The organism is Alteromonas abrolhosensis (genome assembly GCF_001953635.1).
In the GTDB taxonomy this organism is placed as follows: domain Bacteria; phylum Pseudomonadota; class Gammaproteobacteria; order Enterobacterales; family Alteromonadaceae; genus Alteromonas; species Alteromonas abrolhosensis.
Genome location: NZ_MEJH01000003.1, coordinates 588,386 through 606,685 on the forward strand (window position 1 = coordinate 588,386; position 18,300 = coordinate 606,685).

Consider the following 18,300-nt stretch of genomic DNA (forward strand, 5'->3'; position numbering starts at 1 on the left):
CCCTAACCTCAAAAATAGTACTCTAATGAAAATTGGACGTGGTCATCACGTCTTAAGAAGAAAAATGGATCTTCTTCGTCATTCGATGAAAAGAAATACCCGTCCACTTTCCAGCGCCAGTTGGCAGACAATCGACTGCTTGCCTCAAGATATGCGGAATAGGTGGATTTTTCATCCAAGTCTTTTACAAAACCCAACAATATTTCCGACCCAGCGATATCATTGGCAATAATTCGCAATCCTAACATTAAGTCGTTTTGGCCAATAGCGAAAAAGTTATCATCTCGCTGGTCATACTGATACTCAGCCAAATAACCTAAACCATAACGACTGCCAAGGACGCCTTCTTGGGTATATTCGAATCCAGCAACGACAGCTGCAAAGTCCTCAGACTGCCCTTTACGATAAATACTCTCAAGTTTAAGTAACCAAGCGCCGCTCACCTTTAAAAGATCCAATCCCACTTGATCAATTTGGGCGTAAAAAGGATTTATAGACACTGTTCCATCAGAAGATTGAGTGGTTACCAACTCAGGCTCTCTTGTCGTTCCTGTAAAATATGACAATCCCACTTCCCAATCACCAATTGATGACTGCCAACGCAAGGCATAGTCAACGTTGCTTTCTTCATTGGATGATTCATAAATCGCATCAGAAATTGCCAAAGGTGGACGTATACGCCCTTCACTGCTTTGGAACGTGCGTTCTCTAAAATACGGAAGAACAAAAGCAGAGAAATTGCCGTAGTTAGAAAAATAGGAAAAACTAACCATTGGCTGGCCTAGTTTGGCTTCCCCGTCAACCGATTCAACCGCATCAGTCTGGTTAATAATATCAACAAGGTGAAGTGACTCTGTCTGGCCCCAGAAAACCTTACCTATACCAACTTTTGTTTCCCAGTCATCTTGATAGTGTGCCCATTGTAACTCTCGGATGTCGCCATGAGTTCGCTCAGAATCGTGCTCATCAACACGATAAAATGGTTTGAAAATAAGCGTATCTTGCCCTTCGTTGAACTCACTATAGAGCTCAGGAGAGACAAATAGTGAGCTATATGTGCGCTCTTGCTGTGGATATAACGCATCTTGTAAGTAGTAACGCAAATCAACGCCGGCTGAACCTGTCACTTCTACCGCATTGATTGAGGGGGTTAAACTTACCGAGAGTGCGAGGCCGAGAATTTTTCTAATCATCTAACTCTCTTTAAACTGTTTTTATCAAAGTCACTGTCTGTTAGTTCTGTATCAAATGACATTTCTTCAGTTAACAGATACGTTGACTTCCTAGTCTGTACGTTGCGCATAAAGCTTTTCATTGGTCGCCAATACTTATCTTTAAAAAGCTTATAATCAGATAATTCAAGCGTTTTCAACAGCGCTTCTTTTTGGTCATAAAATTCTATTTTTTGTACGCGATAATGTGATTTATCTATCCACACTTTTTGGTACGAATAACCAGAAAACTCATATTGAGGAGTTTGCTTTAGAACATAACACTCCTCTCCATTCACTTTTTCTTCACCTAAAAACACATAAGAAAATTTCTCTACCTCAAACGAGGTCATATCTTCAAACGCAAATTCACTCCCGACAAAGGGGCCGCTTTTACTTTTAGAAGATATTCTTTTAACTCTCTTCAACGCTGGCAAAAAGATCCATTGTTCATCTGCCTCCAACGCATGTGAAAAGCTGAGAAAAGCAGTACCTTTCACATCACGTGGCGATTCAAAGATAGTTAATGCTTTGTCACCATCGTCCACTACTTCCAATGTCTTAACTTTGAGCTCTCGTGTTGCTTCATTTCCCTGTGCATTTTTCAGCACCATAAGAACCTTAGCTTCGTTTGTACCCCAGCCAATGTCTCTTGCTTTACGCTCTTTAGCTATGGCAATAGCCTTTTCGTCCCCCTGAATCTCTGCAGCTACGCTAAAATGCACCGCGATAAATACGATTAGTAAAAAAAACCTTTTCGATAATCTCTTCATATTAAGACTCCTTATGGACCGTCTTTGAATCTCCCAACCATGCAAGTAAAGCTGGCAAGAAAATAAAATCAACCAATAGCGCCGCCAATATAATGATAATCGTCAACATACCCATATGGGCATTTAAAACGAAACTTGAAGACGCTAGTACTGCAAACCCCATTGCTAGTACAACTGTAGTAGTTGTTAATGCCATACCTACGGTTTCAAACGCATAAACAACACTGTCTGCCGCAGATAAATCTTGTGATTTCGCCACTTGATACTTCGTTAAGAAGTGAACTGTATCGTCGACAATAATGCCCATCGTCATGCTGATTACAACAGACAAGGCCATATTTATTTCACCAGAGATCAGCCCCCAAACACCGAAACCTATTGCAGCAGGTAATAAATTAGTAATTAAACTAATACCGCCCAGTTTTATCGACTTAAGGGCGAATAATATGAGTATTGATATTAGAACCAGCGCAAATACACTCCCCCAAACCATATTTTTCATGTTGCGCTCGCCAATGTGCGCAAACATGAGAGGTGGACTAGCCGCTTCGATACGATACCCGTTTGTCTGGTTTAAAAAGTATGCTTTAGCCTCTTTTTCTAAGGCAGTGATATCTCGACTACCTAGATTATCTATTACCGCAATGACCCGAAGAGCAGACTTATCAATATCAATTTGATTTCCAAGGTCTAACCCAAACGGTAAAGACATCTCATACAACAGCAAATATTGAGAGGCCAACTCTCCATCTGTAGGAATAACAGCGTAATCAGGGTTATCCCCATTCATGTTTTTGTTCAATCGTTTAAGTGTATCAGTAAATGAGAGGACATGATTAACCTCTTCCCTCGCCCTAAGCCACTCTGCGAACGATTCAATCTCCTGCAAAAAAGTGGGTTCTGTAATGCCGTATGGCGTATCCGTATAGATAACGAAATCAATGTTAGACATTCCACCAAGCTTTTCTTCATTGACTTGCACCGCCTGCCTAAAGGTACTGCGTTCATCGAAATATTTTACTGCCACATCATTTAAAACATTGTTTGTCGCAAATAAACTAATGCCAGCAATTACGATAAGCGATACAGGAAGTAACTTGCGATGATGCGTATTAACTACTAGCGCCCAATGCTTAAACACAGTGTTGCGAATTGCTGTAGAAGGCTTAAGGGGGCGTAAGATCAGCAAAGAAGGCAGTATCGTAAGTGAGAAAACGCAGGCTAACATCACACCAAGTGCCGTCATATTGCCCAAATGAGCAAGCACTGGCACTGCTGAAAAGTTGAGCATAATGAATCCGATTGCAGTCGTGATACTGGTTATAAATATTGGCTTTCTATTTACATCTATACTCTTCTGTATCGCTTCTTTTGTTCCTAGCCCTTGGCTTAGATAATACTTTACGCCGACAATAATATGTATGCAGTCCGCCACAGCAAGGGTAGTGATCATTGTAGGTGCGTTAACAGTGGCGGTACTCAAATAAATGCCGAACCAGCCGGTAATCCCGATGGTAATAGCGACTGACACTAAAACAACAACAATGGTAAATGCTGCGGCCCATAACGAGCGGACAATGAGAGCGATGGCAACAAAAATCAGCAAAAACATAAGTGGGATAAGTGTTTCCGCGTCCTGTTGAGCTGCAACAGCAAATGCGTCGTTCATTACGACCATACCGGTTAGATATATTTCGTGCCCTGGGTACTTGGCTTCATACATGCTTTTCATTTCTTTTGCCGCAGCGGCAATTTCGATAACTTGCTGTGTTTGATCTCCGTCTGGCAACTGAATAGTCGTATCCACTACCGTCACATCAGCTGATCTAGAAATTAAACGACCGTAGAGCTCAGGGCTATTGGTAAGGACATCACCGATATCATTAATAGCCTCTGCACTCAAAGGTTGCTGCGTTATTAAATCCTCTACCACCAAGTCCCCATCTTCGTCATAGGTATGTTGAAAATTAGATATAGACTCGACTCTTGTAGAAAGGGGCAACTGCCACGCTTGTTCGGTAAGTTCGACGACAAGCTCAAGCGTAGCAGGCTTAAGTACTTCGCCGTCCTCCGGCACAATCATAAACGCTACGTTTTCACTTTTATTGAATATGTTCTGCATTTCTTCAAAGGCGAGCCGCTGAGGATTATCTGGTTCGAAGAACACTTTATAATCGCCTCTAAAATACAAATTCTGAGCCCCAATCATTGCGACTACAGTGACAATGAAAACGAGAGCAAGCGAAATAATAGGCGACCGGATAGCGAAAGGCAGGCGGTTATATTTATGGGGCATCACAACGTCCTTAGTCTGGTATAAGGAAATTTTACATTCAAAACAGTGATTAACATAACCCACACAAAAATTTAATTATCCATAAAATTCTCACGTACGTATATTTCACTATAAACAAGCCTCTTTATATTAAGCATAAACCATTGATAAAAATGGAGAAACATGTTGCACAGGGCTTGACGTAGCGAATTTTTTTGATCTTTTGTGAATTTGTTGTAGTATAAAGAAATACAACTGGTCAGATGAGCGGATGAGTTATTATGAGTATCAGAACTAGCTTAAAGAAAGTATTACCCCCAATTTCAATCACAGAACAAGAAGCCCTAGATGCGGGTGACGTGTGGATTGAATCTTCTATTTATCAGGGTAAGCCTGACATGCAGGCACTACGCGATATCCCTCAGGCAAAACTGAGCGCAGAAGAACAAGCATTTATGGACGGTCCAGTAACTGAGTTACTGAACATGGTCGATGATTTTGAACTAGGCAACGGCAAGCACATCCCTCAGGAGATTTTAGATTTCCTAGGTAAGAACCGTTTCTTCTCTATGATCATTCCAAAGAAATTTGGTGGTCTTGAGTTCAGCCCGTATGCAAACTCTACTATCGTTGCCACTATCGCAGCGAAAAGCGGTGCCATTGCAGTAACCGTTATGGTTCCTAACTCATTAGGTCCAGGCGAGCTTCTCATGCACTATGGTACGACCGAGCAGCAAGATTACTGGCTACCTCGTCTAGCAGACGGTCGCGATATTCCGTGCTTCGCGCTTACTAGCCCTGAAGCAGGTTCTGACGCTGGTGCTATTCCTGACGCGGCTATCGTAACTAAAGGCGAATTCAACGGTGAAGAAGTGCTTGGTTTACGCGTAAGCTGGGACAAGCGCTACATTACACTTGCACCAATTGCGACCGTACTAGGTCTTGCGTTTAAAGTATTCGATCCAGACCAACTACTTGGCGACAAACTAGAGCTTGGCATTACCTGTGCCCTTCTACCTAAGTCTCACCCAGGTGTTGAACTTGGTAACCGTCACGACCCAATGGGCGTACGTTTCTACAACGGTACTACTCGTGGTCAAGATGTGTTCATTCCTATGGACTTCATCATTGGTGGTCAAAAGAACATTGGTCGTGGTTGGCAGATGCTAGTTAGCTGTCTAGGTGCAGGTCGTGGTATTTCACTTCCAGCAATGGGTGTAGCAACTGCACAATCAGCATTTAAAGGCACGGTTGAGTATTCATTCGTACGTGAGCAGTTTGGTCTTCCAATTGGTCGCTTTGAAGGTATCCAAGAGAAAATGGCAGACATCGCGGGTAAGACGTTCTTACTTGAAGCGATGCGTGTGTTAACAACTGAAGGCCTAGGCCTAGGTGTTAAGCCATCAGTAGTTACCGCTATTGCTAAATATCACATGACTGAACTAGGTCGTGATGTGATGAACTCTGCTATGGACATTCAGGCAGGTAAAGCAATTCAGCGTGGTCCTCAGAATACATTAGCTGGCGGTTACTCTGCGCTTCCGATTGCTATTACTGTAGAAGGTGCAAACATTCTTACCCGTAACCTGATGATCTTTGGTCAAGGTGCAATGCGTTGTCACCCTTACCTTAAAGACATGGTTGACCTAATCCACAGCAACGAAAGTTCTGCGGATGCAGAGTTCAACAAAGTGCTTCGTAAAACAGTTGGCTTCAGCGTTAAAAATGCATTCCGCAGCCTAGGTAAAGGATACCTTCCTTTCCTACGCGAGAGCGAGTCTGCATTACCAGAAGTTCGCAAGTATGAGAAGCGTGTAAACAGCATCTCTGCAAAACTAGCACCACTTGCTGACTTGTCACTTGCGGTACTAGGCGGTGACCTTAAGAAAGCTGAGCTTTTATCAGCACGTCTAGGTGACGTAATGAGCTACCTATACGGTGCAATGGCAGCAATTCGTTTCTACGAGCAGCGCATTGAAGACAGAAAACTTGCGCTACCGTATTTCGAATACGCTATGCAGTGGTCTTTACAACAAGCTGATCAGGCAATTGTTAACTTTATCAACAATTTCCCGAACACGGCGACACGTGGTCTAATGCGTCTTCTTACAAATACCTACACCAACAGTGTTGCGGGTATCAGCGATGACCTAGTGCGTGAGCTTTCTATCGCGTCTATGCAAGATAACAGCGTGAAAGAGCAGCTGACTCACCTTGTTCGCGTTACGCCTGGAGATGGCAACGACATCAACGAGCAAGCGTTCAAAGCGAAGCACGCGGTAGCGCACCTTCTTGGCAAAGTGCAAAAAGCACTTCGCAAAGAGCCTGTAGTTCCGTTCATTTCTTTTGAACATGCACTTAACAAGCTTCAAGAAAAAGGCGTAGTAACGGCTGATGAAGCCGCTAAGCTTCACGACTATAACGAAAAGCGCAAGCTTGCAGTGCGTGTAGATGAATACACGTTCGATATGGAACTTGTTCCAGCGTCTCAAACGCTTAAAGCAATCGATGGCGGTCAAAACGCTGCGTAAGCAATAAAAGACAACAGCGTCCTTGATAAAGCCCCGTCCTTGAGATGGGGCTTTTTGTTTAGGGTCACTCACATTCACTTTTCATTGTTCAGTTCATACTCTACCCTTAGATTATCGTTATTTTCTTTAACAAGGATTTGTGTTGTGAAAACGATACGCTCTGATTTCTTTCAGACCGTTTCAACGGTTGCTGTTCTCTTTTCTTTAATTCTTTTATTCAGTGCGAGAGTTCAGGCTCAGCATGATGATACTAATTTCGTTGTTGGAGAATTAAATCATCCCCGAGTGAGCAGCTTCTATAAACCTCTTATTAAGCGAGCGTATCAAGATATCGGTATCGAGGTTACATTCGAAAAAGTGGGTGGGGAAAGAGGCTTACGCCTATTGAATGAAGGGATGACAGATGCTGACATTATTCGCTATGACGTAGCTTCTCAGCCTGACAACAACATTGTAATTGTTCCTCCGGCACTGTCTCATGGCGCGTCGTTTTTATTATGTATACGAGGGGTAGAGTGTAATAAAAGCATTATTCAGCAACCCGATAGGGCGATAGCTGTTACCACACGCTTTTTCTTTAACATGCACGCCAAACCTGGCGAGTTGAATGCCGACATCTTTGAATTTGATGACTTTCATCATGTAATCACTTTACTACTCAACGGGCGATTCGATTATGCTATTTTACCGAGCGATTATTCTGAAGAAGCCATATTCGAACAATCGGGAATTGAGTACATCCCTCTTGTAGAACACGAGTTGGTGCATGTTATTCACAAGAAACATAGCCATTTAATAGATGAACTATCTGCGGCTATTGCCAAGCAGCTTCAGCTACTCAAAACCGCAAAGAGCGAATAAAAAAACGCCCGCATTGAGTGCGGGCGTTGCTTGAACATTCACTAGTACACATTCGTACTACATCTACGTTTGCTAGTCGAACATATACTTAAGCGACAACACTGTAGTACGGCCGTTCAATGGGCGGGCTCTGATGTAGCTACCAACTTCTGCTGAGCCTTCTTCTGACTCAGTGATGATAAATTCATCAGTAGCGTTATTCACATTAAGCGACACAGAAAATTGGTCGTTCACCCAATAAGTGGCGAACAAGTTTACAAGGTTATAACCCTCTTGTTTAAGGTCGTTATTGTCCTGAACATAGTACTCTGTCGAGCCTTGTAGTGAGGCACCAACAGACCATGTATCAGTAACGTACTCAGGGGTAATAGTCCAAATCCAATCTGCTTGGCGGCGTGGAGTATTTCCTTCAAGTGCAGGGTTGTTTACGTCTTTACTGATTTCAGCGTCTGTCCACGTTAAGTTACCGGATAGCACGAAATTATCAGTTGCTGTCCAGCGGCCTTCAAGCTCTAAACCTGTTGCTTCATATTCGCGCATAAAGGTTAAACCACTGGTTACCTCTGCTTGCGTATCTTCAGTAACAGTATCAAACAAGGTTGCGTTAACCATGAGGTCTTTCGTACCGTATTTGTAACCTACCTCGAATTGCTTCGTTGTATCATAACCCGATGTTGTACTTGTTAAGCTGCCGTCTGTATTCAATGTACCGCCTATCTGCAATAAACGATCGGCGATAGCACGGCCACCTTTTGAGTAACGGGCAAAGAATGTCTGACTGGCGCTTAGTAGGTACGAACCACCGATTGAATAAGACGTATTATTCGCACTGTAATCAACAATTTGAGAAGACGCACCGGCGCGATTTAAGTTGATAACACCACCGCTAATGAAGCCGCTGTTGATTGCTGAAGCATCTTCAATTTGCTCAATAGTTCCGTTACCGTTTAGGTCAAAGTCAGCATTTCCACCGCAACATGAGCTGATGAGTTCACCTGAAGCTTCGGTCGTGTCATGACGTACCGATGCATCAATAAGAATGTTATCTGACAATTCAAAACCAACGTTCATGTACGGCGCTTTTGTTACATAGTTTAAGTCCCACTCCCATGAAAGGAAGCTTGGTGACAATAAACCGTTTGAAACAAGTTCCACGCCATCGCCATCTGTAATTGTTAGAAGCTGTGAATTGTCACCGTCTAGGGTCTGAATAAATGTCTGCCAGCTTGACCAACTTGTGGCGATGTCTTGGTTTGAGTAGTAATAACCTACTGTGAGGTCGATACCGTTATCAAACTCTTTTCGCAAGCTGAAATCGTTGATCATGTTACCCAAATCGTTGATTCGAGTGTCGAACTGAAGGTTTGTAAATGCTTCTCCTGTGTACACTTCACCAGCGCCAGGTCCGTTCGCGAGCACAACACTTGTACTGTCGCAATTCAGCGCATTTCCGTCACCGTCAGTAGCGCCGGCACAAAGTGCAGAAGCGAAATTCGATACATCGCCAGGGCCCGCTGGGAATCCATCAGTAAATGGCGCGATAAAACCACCTGAGATATCTGAAATACGGAACTTGTTTAATAAGAACAAGTTTTCAGCCACTTCGAGGTCAACTTCAACGCCAAATGAGCTTACTTTTGATTCGATGCCATCGCGGACGTCGCGATTCTCTGGGTTACCATAGCTGTCAAAAGTAGAAATATTTGTGTTGTAAGCTGAGTTTAATGCCTGTGAGCTAGCATCGTAATCAGGTACCGGGCCATATTTGCCATCGCCTTTTACCAATACCGGAGAAGGTAGGTATGTTGATACTTTGTCATCAAGATTTTTATAGAAGAAACGGATGTGACCGTTATCTAGCATCTTAGTGATATTGAACTTAACCTGACCGCCTTGATCGCCATTGTATCCCGTTTCTCGCGGGCCCTCTCCACCACGGGCAAAGCCAGCAATGTGGTAGTAAAGGTCGTCGCTAATTTCACCGCCATAGCGAAAATCTAAACGAAACTCTTCGTAATCGACGCCAAATGACGTACCAATGGCACCGCCACCTACTTCGCCCGTGTTACTGATCAAGTTAATAACACCGCCTGGTGAGTTACTTGCAAATGTTGACGCTGAACCACCGCGCACTGCTTCCACATTCGCTACTGACCAGTCGTAGCGTAAAAAGTTATCGGCATTGCCAAAGTTAATATCACCATATTCTAAAACAGGTAAACCGTCTTCGTGGATTTGCAAGAATTTAGAACCACCCGTCGCAAGTGGAATACCGCGAATAGTAATATTTGCATTACCGCCACCGCCTGAAGACTCGGCACGAATACCGGGTAACGCGCGAAATACCTCAGCGGTAGAACGAGGAGCTAGTTTAAGAATATCGTCTTCATCGAATGCACTTACAGAAACACTAGCTTCTTGCATTGTTGCACCACCCGGTGCAGCGGTAACCACAATCTGTTCGAACTTTTCTTTCGACTTTGTGTCAGCATCAGCTGTTGATGATTCCTGCGCAATAACCGCCCCTGAAAAAGCGGCGCAAATCGCTAGGGTCAAAGCATTGAGTGTGTGATGTTTTTTCATTTTTTCTCCGGCAATGTGTTGAATTTGTTAAATCCAAGGTAGCCTCTGCCCCTTATTGGTAGGGATACGGCAATACAATAAAACTTAATCGATTAAGAATTTATAACAAAGCTATATATTTGTAAACACTCTGTGAAGCGCTTTAACTGTTAAAAGTGTATCGCTTAACCTTTTATATACTAAAGGTTAAAGGCAGAGGATAAGTTAATCATTCATGCCGTTCGAAAATAACAAAGAACTAACATTATCGATTAAGACAAGGAGATTGCATTAGCTGAAACAGTGTCATAAAGATGAGGTGTTAAAATATATTTCCTCAGCTGAATGAAACTCACGTTTAAGGAATTACGAGGCACCGCTGAGCAAATTGGAACAGTGAACTTTCGTCCGATTTTTAAATGAGACCATCAGATGTATTATATTTGTCCTATACTACAGATATTTAGTGCATTAGCATCAGCACAGTGCGCTCGACCTTGTAGGACTACATTTGCTTTTGAAGTAGCACATTTGAATTTAATGATTATGTCATAAAGGCTTTATACGGTTGAATACGCATCCCGAATCCATATCAGAAATTGAAATAGAACGAGATACCACCGACATGCTAATCGGTAATAGCTTTGTCGGATTCTTGATGACTATTTTTGCTTTTTCGGGCTTAGTCTTTTTCTTCGAAAGTGATTCACCATCGACCTTTACTCTAAAGCTACAAGTATGGGGCGTAATGGTTTGCGTATCTCTGCTAAGGCTAATAGATGCACTCTATTGGCGAACAAACTTAGCAGGAAAGCCCTACAACCCTCGTCCTGCATTAATAAGGTTTTCCACTGGACTGTATATAACCGGTACTATTTGGGCGCTTTACGCCGTGCTTTTCTACTCGTCAATGACCACTATTGAACTTGCAGCAACGATGGTAGTTCTTGCTGCGATGGCGGGAGGCGCCGGCACTGTGCTGTCTCCTAATAAAAAGCTTGTTAGTTTTTACTCCACTGCCCTTCTCGTCCCCATGTCGATATGCGCAATCATTGACGCCAGTGGTAAGTTTTTTATCTTAGGTGTGCTTGGTTTGGTTTTCTGGTTTGGTATTTTTGCCAGTGCCTTTCGCTACCACCGATTTTTTATTAGTACGTTGCACCTTAAAGCTAGAAATAACAGCCTGATGGAACAAATGCGAATAGAGCGTAGCGAAACGGAGAAAGTTAACAAACTGCTTATTGCTTCGAACGAAAAGCTCGATGCATCCAATGCTAATCTAGAGGCGGAAGTGGAGCGAAGAACTGCTGATTTGTACCGTTTATCGAACAGAGATCCTCTGACTAACTTGCTTAATCGCAACGGCTTTCTAAAACATCTCAACAGCTTAATCGACACCACCCGCGCTTTGGACAACTCACTTGCCCTGCTATTCATCGATTTAGATGGTTTTAAGCAGGTAAACGATAGCTTGGGACACAAAGTCGGCGATATTGTGCTTGCGGAAATTGCTAACAGACTTCGCAATTACACGGAAGAAAATCACTTAGGCAGATGGGGAGGTGATGAATTCGTTGCTGTTATTCCCTATGCAAATGTAGATACTGCCAAAGCCGTCGCTCACGCTATGCGAAGCGGCGTTACCATTCCAATCATTGCAAACGACAACCAAGTAACTCTAGACGCCACAATAGGTATCGCCATGTTCCCCGTGCATGGCGACAGTGCTGTTGATTTAATTCAACAGGCCGACCTGACTATGTACGATCAAAAGCGCAAACAAAGGGGCTCTATCGGTGTGTTCAATGAAACACTGCACAACGAAATTAAACGAGAGCAACGTCTTTGTGAACGATTGCGCTCAGCTATTGAAAATCGAGAGTTTACTGTCTTTTATCAGCCAATCATTGATGTTGAAACCAACGCTTTATCTTCTGTAGAAGCCCTCTTGCGCTGGAAGTGCGATGAGGAACATATTTCACCCGCCACATTCATTCCCCTTGCCGAGCGCAGTGGTTTAATGCCAGAAATTGGCGCGTGGGTATTGAACCGAGCACTTATCGACCTTTCTCATTGGCAGTTTAAACCCGGTCTGGCGATGTCGATAAATGTGTCGGTGGCGCAACTGCTCGACGACAGTTTTTTCAAAGTGTTAGACAATGCACTAACTACCACGAAGATCGCCCCAGAGCGGCTTTACCTCGAAATAACTGAAAGTGTATTCGCCATTAATAAAGAGTTAGTGACCAAACGAGTGAGTGAACTTGTAGCGCGTGATGTCAAAATATCCATTGATGATTTTGGTACAGGTTATTCATCTTTAAACCGCCTTCAGTCAATGCCTTTTAATTTTATTAAGATTGACCGCTCTTTTATACAGAATAGCTCTGAAGAGAGTGATACCATAATAAGGGCGACACTTTTAATGGCAAAAGAGTTTGGATGTAAAACTATAGCGGAAGGTATTGAGACCGAGCAGCAAAGGCAACATTTATCGCAGCTTGGAACCGACTATCTACAAGGTTTTTACTTTGCCAAACCCATGAACGCCAACGACCTAATTTCTTGGTATAACGAAAACTACTAACACCATGGCTCAACTTTATTTTTATTACTCTGCAATGAATGCAGGTAAATCTACATCACTCCTTCAATCAGCTTACAACTACCGTGAACGTGGCATGCACTCTGTTATCTACACCGCTGCACTTGATGATCGATACGGCGTTGGTAAGGTAACCTCTCGCATTGGCTTACAAGCAGATGCCAAACTCTATGCAAAAGGCGATGATTTGTTTACAGCTATTCGTCAAGATTGCGAACAACGAAAGCCAGACTGCGTATTCATCGATGAGGCTCAATTTCTGACTAAAAACCAAGTTAGACAGCTCGTAGAAGTCGTTGATGAACTTGATGTACCGGTATTGGCCTATGGACTGCGTACCGACTTTTTAGGTGAGACCTTTGAAGGTAGTCATTACCTACTTGCGTGGGCTGATAAACTCTTTGAATTGAAAACAGTTTGTCATTGCGGCAGAAAAGCCAATTTCGTAGTGCGCTTAGACGAAAACGGTAAGGCAGTAAAAAACGGTGATCAGGTTCAAATTGGTGGCAACGACACCTACGAGTCGATGTGCCGTAAGCACTTTAAAGAATTAGTTTGGGACTAACTTCATATCTAGTGATCAACCGTAAAAAAAGTCACTGAGTCTCTTATCTGGTGCGGGCTATAGTATTTATTGTCCGCTTCTCTTTCTAAATCAACCAATCGTTTACCCCTTCCATTCTGTTCCCGAATTCAATCAGTCTTACCGAGTTATTCTTGGCGCACTCACTTAGGATCAGGAAAAAGCATTAAGTATTACTAGTGGCTTTCAAATAAGGCATGTAGACCGTAATTAAAAACTCTTTTCTTAAACAATTAAGAAAACACTTGCTTCTGAGCTTAACACCTACTATTGTTAAAACGTTGTAAATAACAAAACCTTTGTTTAACACACTCAGCAAGGTATCACTCATGAAACACAACAGTACGTTCAAACCCGCGTTGATCGCGCTTTCCATTACCGCAGCCCTAAATAGCGGTTCGGTAATTGCTCAAGACACACCAGAAGACGAACAAGTAGAAATTATTCAAGTCTCGGGTATCCGAGGCTCGTTAATGCGCGCCCAAGCGGTGAAGATGGATAACGACTCTATCGTTGAAGCCATCTCTGCTGAAGATATCGGTAAGTTACCGGATTCATCCATTGCAGAATCTCTTGCTCGCTTACCAGGCCTTTCTGGCGAGCGCGTTGGGGGAAGAACGTCGGGCATTTCAGTACGTGGTTTCAAAGAAGACTTTACGGGTACATCACTAAACGGCCGCGAACTTATCGGTATTGGTGACAACCGTGGCGTAGAGTACGACTTATACCCTGCTGAAATCATGACAGGCGCAACTATTTACAAAACCTCTGACGCTTCGCTTATTGTCCAAGGCATAGGCGGCACGGTTGACTTACAGACAGTACGCCCTCTTGCGGCACAAGAAACACTTACCGTTACTGGTGTCTATGAGCTAGGTGGAAACGATTCAGATAACCCTGAATTCGACAATAGCGGTAATCGTTTTGCCCTTTCATTTGTAGAAAAATTTGCCGATGACACTGTGGGCCTCGCACTTGCCATTGCATCTACAGAGTCCCCCAGAAACGAAAGAAAATACGGCGTTTGGGGATACGGTGAGAACGACGACGGTCAAGTACTTCCGTTCGGCCTAGATACCCAGGCCATTAGCCGCGTTCTAGAACGCGATACAATTTCAGCCATTCTTCAATGGCGCCCTACTGATAGACTAGATATCGTATTTGATGCGCTAGATATTGATTATTCTGACTCGGGTGTTATCCGCGGTTTCATCGAACCCTTCGCTGCGGCGAATGTAAGCGGTACAGGCATTAATAACTCGGGCACACAAGTTAACGCAAATCCAGTACTGCGCACAGACCCCGCGCAAAAAGATGGCGAGCTTCAAACCTTCGGTTTAAATATCAAGTACGACTTAAACGATGAGTGGTCTCTCACTTTAGACGTTGCAGATAGTGAGTCGAACAAACGTGACTTGCGTGGTGAATCATACGCTGGTTTAGCGCGTTCTGGTGCGCTCGGCGAAGGACAATTAGGTTCACGTCAATTCGAAATGAGCACTGATGGTATTTTCTTTACCGGCAGTAGCGGCCTTGATGCATTCTCTGATCCCACCATGTTACAACTAGCGGGCCCTCAAGTTTGGGGTGGCGGTATGGCTAACATTGCCGACCAGTTTACTACGGATGTTTTACAAGCAAATGGTCAACCCTACAGCTACTTCAACGCTCAAGATGGCTTCCTGAACTTTGCTGATTTTGAAGAAGAGCTGACCACAATACGCTTCGAGGCAGTAGGCTATGTAGATTGGGGGATATTCAACACCTTAACGGCTGGCGTAAACTATAGCGACCGATACAAAGCAAAAGATAACAAAGGTTTCTTTGCAACTGCGTCGTCATATCCATTTTCTGAGGCGATCCCTGAGCAGTACCTGTATAACGGGTTAGCTGACTTAACCTGGGCTGGTATGGGTTACGTTGTAGCTTACGATGGCTTTGCCCCTTACAACGATGGTGAATATACGCTTAATGATGCAGGGCTTCTAGAGCCTGACCGTTTAGGTGATACCTACACCATTGATGAAGAAGTAACCACATTATACGCCCAGCTAGACTTTGAGACTGAAGTTCAAGGTTTCAATGTAAAAGGTAACGTGGGTGCACAATATGTACAAACGGACCAAAGCTCAACCGGTTTCATTGGTATTGTGGGACCGAACTTTGCCGTGTGTGACGACGATGGCAACCAAGTGGTTGATGCAGACTGTATCATTACCGATGGCGACGATTACTCTCACTTTCTACCTAGCCTGAACGTAAGTGTCGAACTCAATGAAAATCGCTACTTGCGTTTGGCGGCATCGAAAACCATTAGTCGAGCGCGTATCGATCAAATGAAAGCGTCGGGTTTTGTTAAGTTTGACCAAAATATTGAACTGATTGCCACAGAAAATTCTGAAGCGGCGGTAAGAGAGTTTGGGTCGCCTTGGTCTAAATTTACGGGTAACCCCACCCTTCGTCCGCTAGAAGCCAATAACTTTGACCTTTCATTCGAAAATTATTTCGACGGTGAGGGTTACGTATCAGTAGCGCTTTTCTATAAAGATTTGGTTAATTGGACCCGTGACGGTAACCAGCTTATTGATTTCACCAATGACGTGACCAATGACGGCGCTAACTACTTCATCCCTGGATTCCATGACAGGATCGTGGATGTTGCTGGTAATTACGGCCCGCAAGACACGCCTTACGAAGTGGGCGATTTAGTAACTCCGCCAGACCAAGGCTTCTATTCATTCTTCGAAGATGGCCTTAAAGGTGAAATGAAAGGGATTGAGCTAACGGCCAACGTTCCCTTGAGAATGCTCACTGACTCACTGGATGGATTTGGTATTGCCGCTTCTGCGACAATTCTAGATGCGGAGCTTGAAGATGGCACAGCCATTCCAGGCCAATCAGACAATACGTACAGCATCACAGCGTACTATGAGATGAACGGCTTTGAGATTAGGGTTGCGGCAACCGATCGTTCTGAGTTCCTCACTTATCAGCGTGGTGGTTCAAACAAAATTGAGCCAGCAACTCGTAACGCCGTTACCCAAGTCGATGCTCAAATTAGCTACGATTTTGCAGATAGCGGAATTGAGTACTTGGAAGGGCTAAGAGTGTCGTTACAAGGCGTCAACCTGACTGATGAGAAAGAAGAAACCATTGATGATGCGGGCATTGTTACGCTTCGCCGCGAGTTTGGTCCTTCTTATATGTTAAACCTCAACTATTCGTTCTATTAAGAGGGGTCATACCCTCTGAACGCACGTAAAAAATGGCACGCATCTTTTAACAATTGATATGTGCTTTGCATTACTGCCATGTAAAGTGTGGCAGTAATGCGCAACTCTGATACTGTTTAATTTCATCCTTGGTTTATTGCAGAGCCTTTAATGACAACACCACACCGAATTGTTATTGCTGGAGGCGGCACAGCAGGTTGGATGGCTGCCAACCTTTTAGCCCACCGCTGGGCCGATGAAGCTGTGGCCATTACACTCATAGAGTCAGAAGACATTGGTACGATAGGTGTAGGCGAAGGCTCGACACCTACCCTAAAGCGATTCTTCCAAACCCTTGATATTTCAGAATTTGAGTGGATGGAGCAGTGTCAGGCAACCTACAAAGTGAACATTAAGTTTACTGGCTGGTCTGGCAACGACCTGCAAAGTTACTCTCACCCATTTATTAGCCAGCTGGACGTTTTTAGCGAACGGGCTTTTCACGTAAACGCTTTGACCAGACGACTAGGGCTCGATGTTGAAACCCGCCCGGATAAGTTTCTAATGGCGGGGTATTTGGCAAAGAAAAACCTTGCTCCTCTTCCCTCGCACAACTTTCCATTCGATATAGAGTATGGCTATCACTTTGACTCTCTCAAGCTTGGCCATTTCTTACGTGAGCGCGCTAAATTAAAAGGCGTCTCACACATTGTTGGCAATATTGAATCGGTGCATACCACACCGTCTGGCGACATTTCACATCTCGTTTGTCAAGACGGACAGACACTTGATGGCGACCTATTCATAGATTGCACCGGTTTTGCGGGGCTACTTCTTCAAAAGACGCTTGGCGTATCGTTCAAAGACTTCGGCAATAATCTGTTTAATGACTCGGCCGTAGTTTTGCCTACTCCTGCATGTGCTAGTTTGCCAGTTGAAACCGAGTCCGTCGCTATGTCGAACGGCTGGCGCTGGCAGATACCGCTTCGCAACCGCACGGGTAACGGGTATGTGTATAGTCAGCGCTATCAAGATAAAGACGCAGCAGAATGTGAGTTACGACGCGCCTTGGGATTAGAAAATACCGACGTTGAAGCAAAACATTTGTCTATGCGTGTAGGTCAATGTGAAAGGCACTGGGAGAAGAATTGCCTTGCCCTTGGTTTATCACAAGGGTTTATAGAGCCTTTAGAAGCAACGGCGTTACACTTAGTTCAAACAAGTATCGAGCTTTTCGCTGACAACTATTCCTTCAACGAAACAACTTCACAACAGAGACAGGCGTTTAATCAGGAAGTGACAGAGCGCTTTGAACGCGTCCGAGACTATATCGTGTGTCACTATAAACTAAACGGGCGCAATGACAGTGACTACTGGCGAGACAACAGAGCTAATATGAAGCTGTCTGAATCACTGCTTAGTTTACTTGATGTGTGGTACAGAAAAGGAGACATTGTTGAAGAAATTAAGCGGCAAGGTATTGGACGACATTTCAGCACAACCTCATGGCATTGTTTGTTGTCTGGCTATGGTATTTACCCGCCACCAGCGCTTAATCAACCCGCTTCTTTGAAGGAAAGCGGTGATCTTTTTGAAGAGAAGAAACTTGCCGCATTTTTTAATCGCTGCTCGTTAAACTTTGATAAGCAATCTGCCTTATTTAGAGCTGGCTGAACCTCAAGGTTCA

General features: G+C 43.9%; 10 protein-coding genes. 6 read left to right on the forward strand and 4 right to left on the reverse strand.

The genetic code is table 11. The features are described from left to right. Window positions 1–8: 8 nt before the first annotated feature. The 3 genes from BGK61_RS04735 to BGK61_RS04745 are packed head-to-tail and all read right to left on the reverse strand — an operon-like array spanning window position 9 to window position 4,280. Complete coding sequence (locus BGK61_RS04735; protein WP_014999120.1) at window positions 9–1,193, reverse strand: hypothetical protein; 1,185 nt, start codon at window positions 1,191–1,193, stop codon at window positions 9–11. Then, the gene (locus BGK61_RS04740) at window positions 1,190–1,984 is read right to left on the reverse strand and encodes an outer membrane lipoprotein-sorting protein (protein WP_014999121.1); all 795 of its coding nucleotides are present in this window, start codon (window positions 1,982–1,984) and stop codon (window positions 1,190–1,192) included. Before BGK61_RS04740 ends, BGK61_RS04735 begins: the two co-directional genes overlap by 4 nt. Before the next feature lies 1 nt (window position 1,985). Beyond that, on the reverse strand, window positions 1,986–4,280 hold the full coding sequence (locus BGK61_RS04745) for an efflux RND transporter permease subunit (RefSeq protein ID WP_014999122.1): 2,295 nt from the start codon (window positions 4,278–4,280) through the stop codon (window positions 1,986–1,988). Between the two features lie 260 nt (window positions 4,281–4,540). Between BGK61_RS04745 and BGK61_RS04750 the strand changes: the two genes are divergently transcribed. Next, window positions 4,541–6,790 carry an acyl-CoA dehydrogenase gene (locus BGK61_RS04750; protein ID WP_014999123.1) on the forward strand — a complete coding sequence of 750 codons (2,250 nt, stop codon included), beginning with the start codon at window positions 4,541–4,543 and terminating at the stop codon, window positions 6,788–6,790. Between the two features lie 144 nt (window positions 6,791–6,934). After that, complete coding sequence (locus BGK61_RS04755) at window positions 6,935–7,651, forward strand: type 2 periplasmic-binding domain-containing protein (protein WP_076010973.1); 717 nt, start codon at window positions 6,935–6,937, stop codon at window positions 7,649–7,651. 72 nt (window positions 7,652–7,723) lie between these two features. On the opposite strand, the gene BGK61_RS04760 is transcribed toward BGK61_RS04755, so the two are convergent. Next, a complete protein-coding gene (locus tag BGK61_RS04760) occupies window positions 7,724–10,234 on the reverse strand; it encodes a TonB-dependent receptor (RefSeq protein ID WP_076010974.1) in 2,511 nt (836 codons plus the stop codon). Between the two features lie 547 nt (window positions 10,235–10,781). Between BGK61_RS04760 and BGK61_RS04765 the strand changes: the two genes are divergently transcribed. From BGK61_RS04765 to BGK61_RS04780, 4 genes are all read left to right on the forward strand, one after another. Then, window positions 10,782–12,800, forward strand: coding sequence for a putative bifunctional diguanylate cyclase/phosphodiesterase (locus BGK61_RS04765; RefSeq protein WP_076010975.1), 2,019 nt, complete (start codon window positions 10,782–10,784; stop codon window positions 12,798–12,800). Between the two features lie 4 nt (window positions 12,801–12,804). Beyond that, window positions 12,805–13,383, forward strand: coding sequence for a thymidine kinase (locus tag BGK61_RS04770; protein ID WP_014999127.1), 579 nt, complete (start codon window positions 12,805–12,807; stop codon window positions 13,381–13,383). 347 nt (window positions 13,384–13,730) lie between these two features. Beyond that, entirely contained in the window at window positions 13,731–16,634 is a 2,904-nt protein-coding gene (locus BGK61_RS04775; RefSeq protein WP_014999128.1) for a TonB-dependent receptor, read from the forward strand. A 150-nt stretch (window positions 16,635–16,784) separates the two neighbouring features. Beyond that, window positions 16,785–18,287, forward strand: coding sequence for a tryptophan halogenase family protein (locus BGK61_RS04780; protein ID WP_076010976.1), 1,503 nt, complete (start codon window positions 16,785–16,787; stop codon window positions 18,285–18,287). Window positions 18,288–18,300: the final 13 nt, after the last annotated feature.

Bases quoted from the DNA above. Each gene is read 5' to 3' on its own strand.
- BGK61_RS04760 (WP_076010974.1), bottom strand. From the start codon at position 10,234: ATGAAAAAACATCACACACTCAATGCTTTGACCCTAGCGATTTGCGCC.
- BGK61_RS04735 (WP_014999120.1), bottom strand. From the start codon at position 1,193: ATGATTAGAAAAATTCTCGGCCTCGCACTCTCGGTAAGTTTAACCCCC.
- BGK61_RS04780 (WP_076010976.1), top strand. From the start codon at position 16,785: ATGACAACACCACACCGAATTGTTATTGCTGGAGGCGGCACAGCAGGT.
- BGK61_RS04740 (WP_014999121.1), bottom strand. From the start codon at position 1,984: ATGAAGAGATTATCGAAAAGGTTTTTTTTACTAATCGTATTTATCGCG.
- BGK61_RS04770 (WP_014999127.1), top strand. From the start codon at position 12,805: ATGGCTCAACTTTATTTTTATTACTCTGCAATGAATGCAGGTAAATCT.
- BGK61_RS04750 (WP_014999123.1), top strand. From the start codon at position 4,541: ATGAGTATCAGAACTAGCTTAAAGAAAGTATTACCCCCAATTTCAATC.
- BGK61_RS04745 (WP_014999122.1), bottom strand. From the start codon at position 4,280: ATGCCCCATAAATATAACCGCCTGCCTTTCGCTATCCGGTCGCCTATT.
- BGK61_RS04775 (WP_014999128.1), top strand. From the start codon at position 13,731: ATGAAACACAACAGTACGTTCAAACCCGCGTTGATCGCGCTTTCCATT.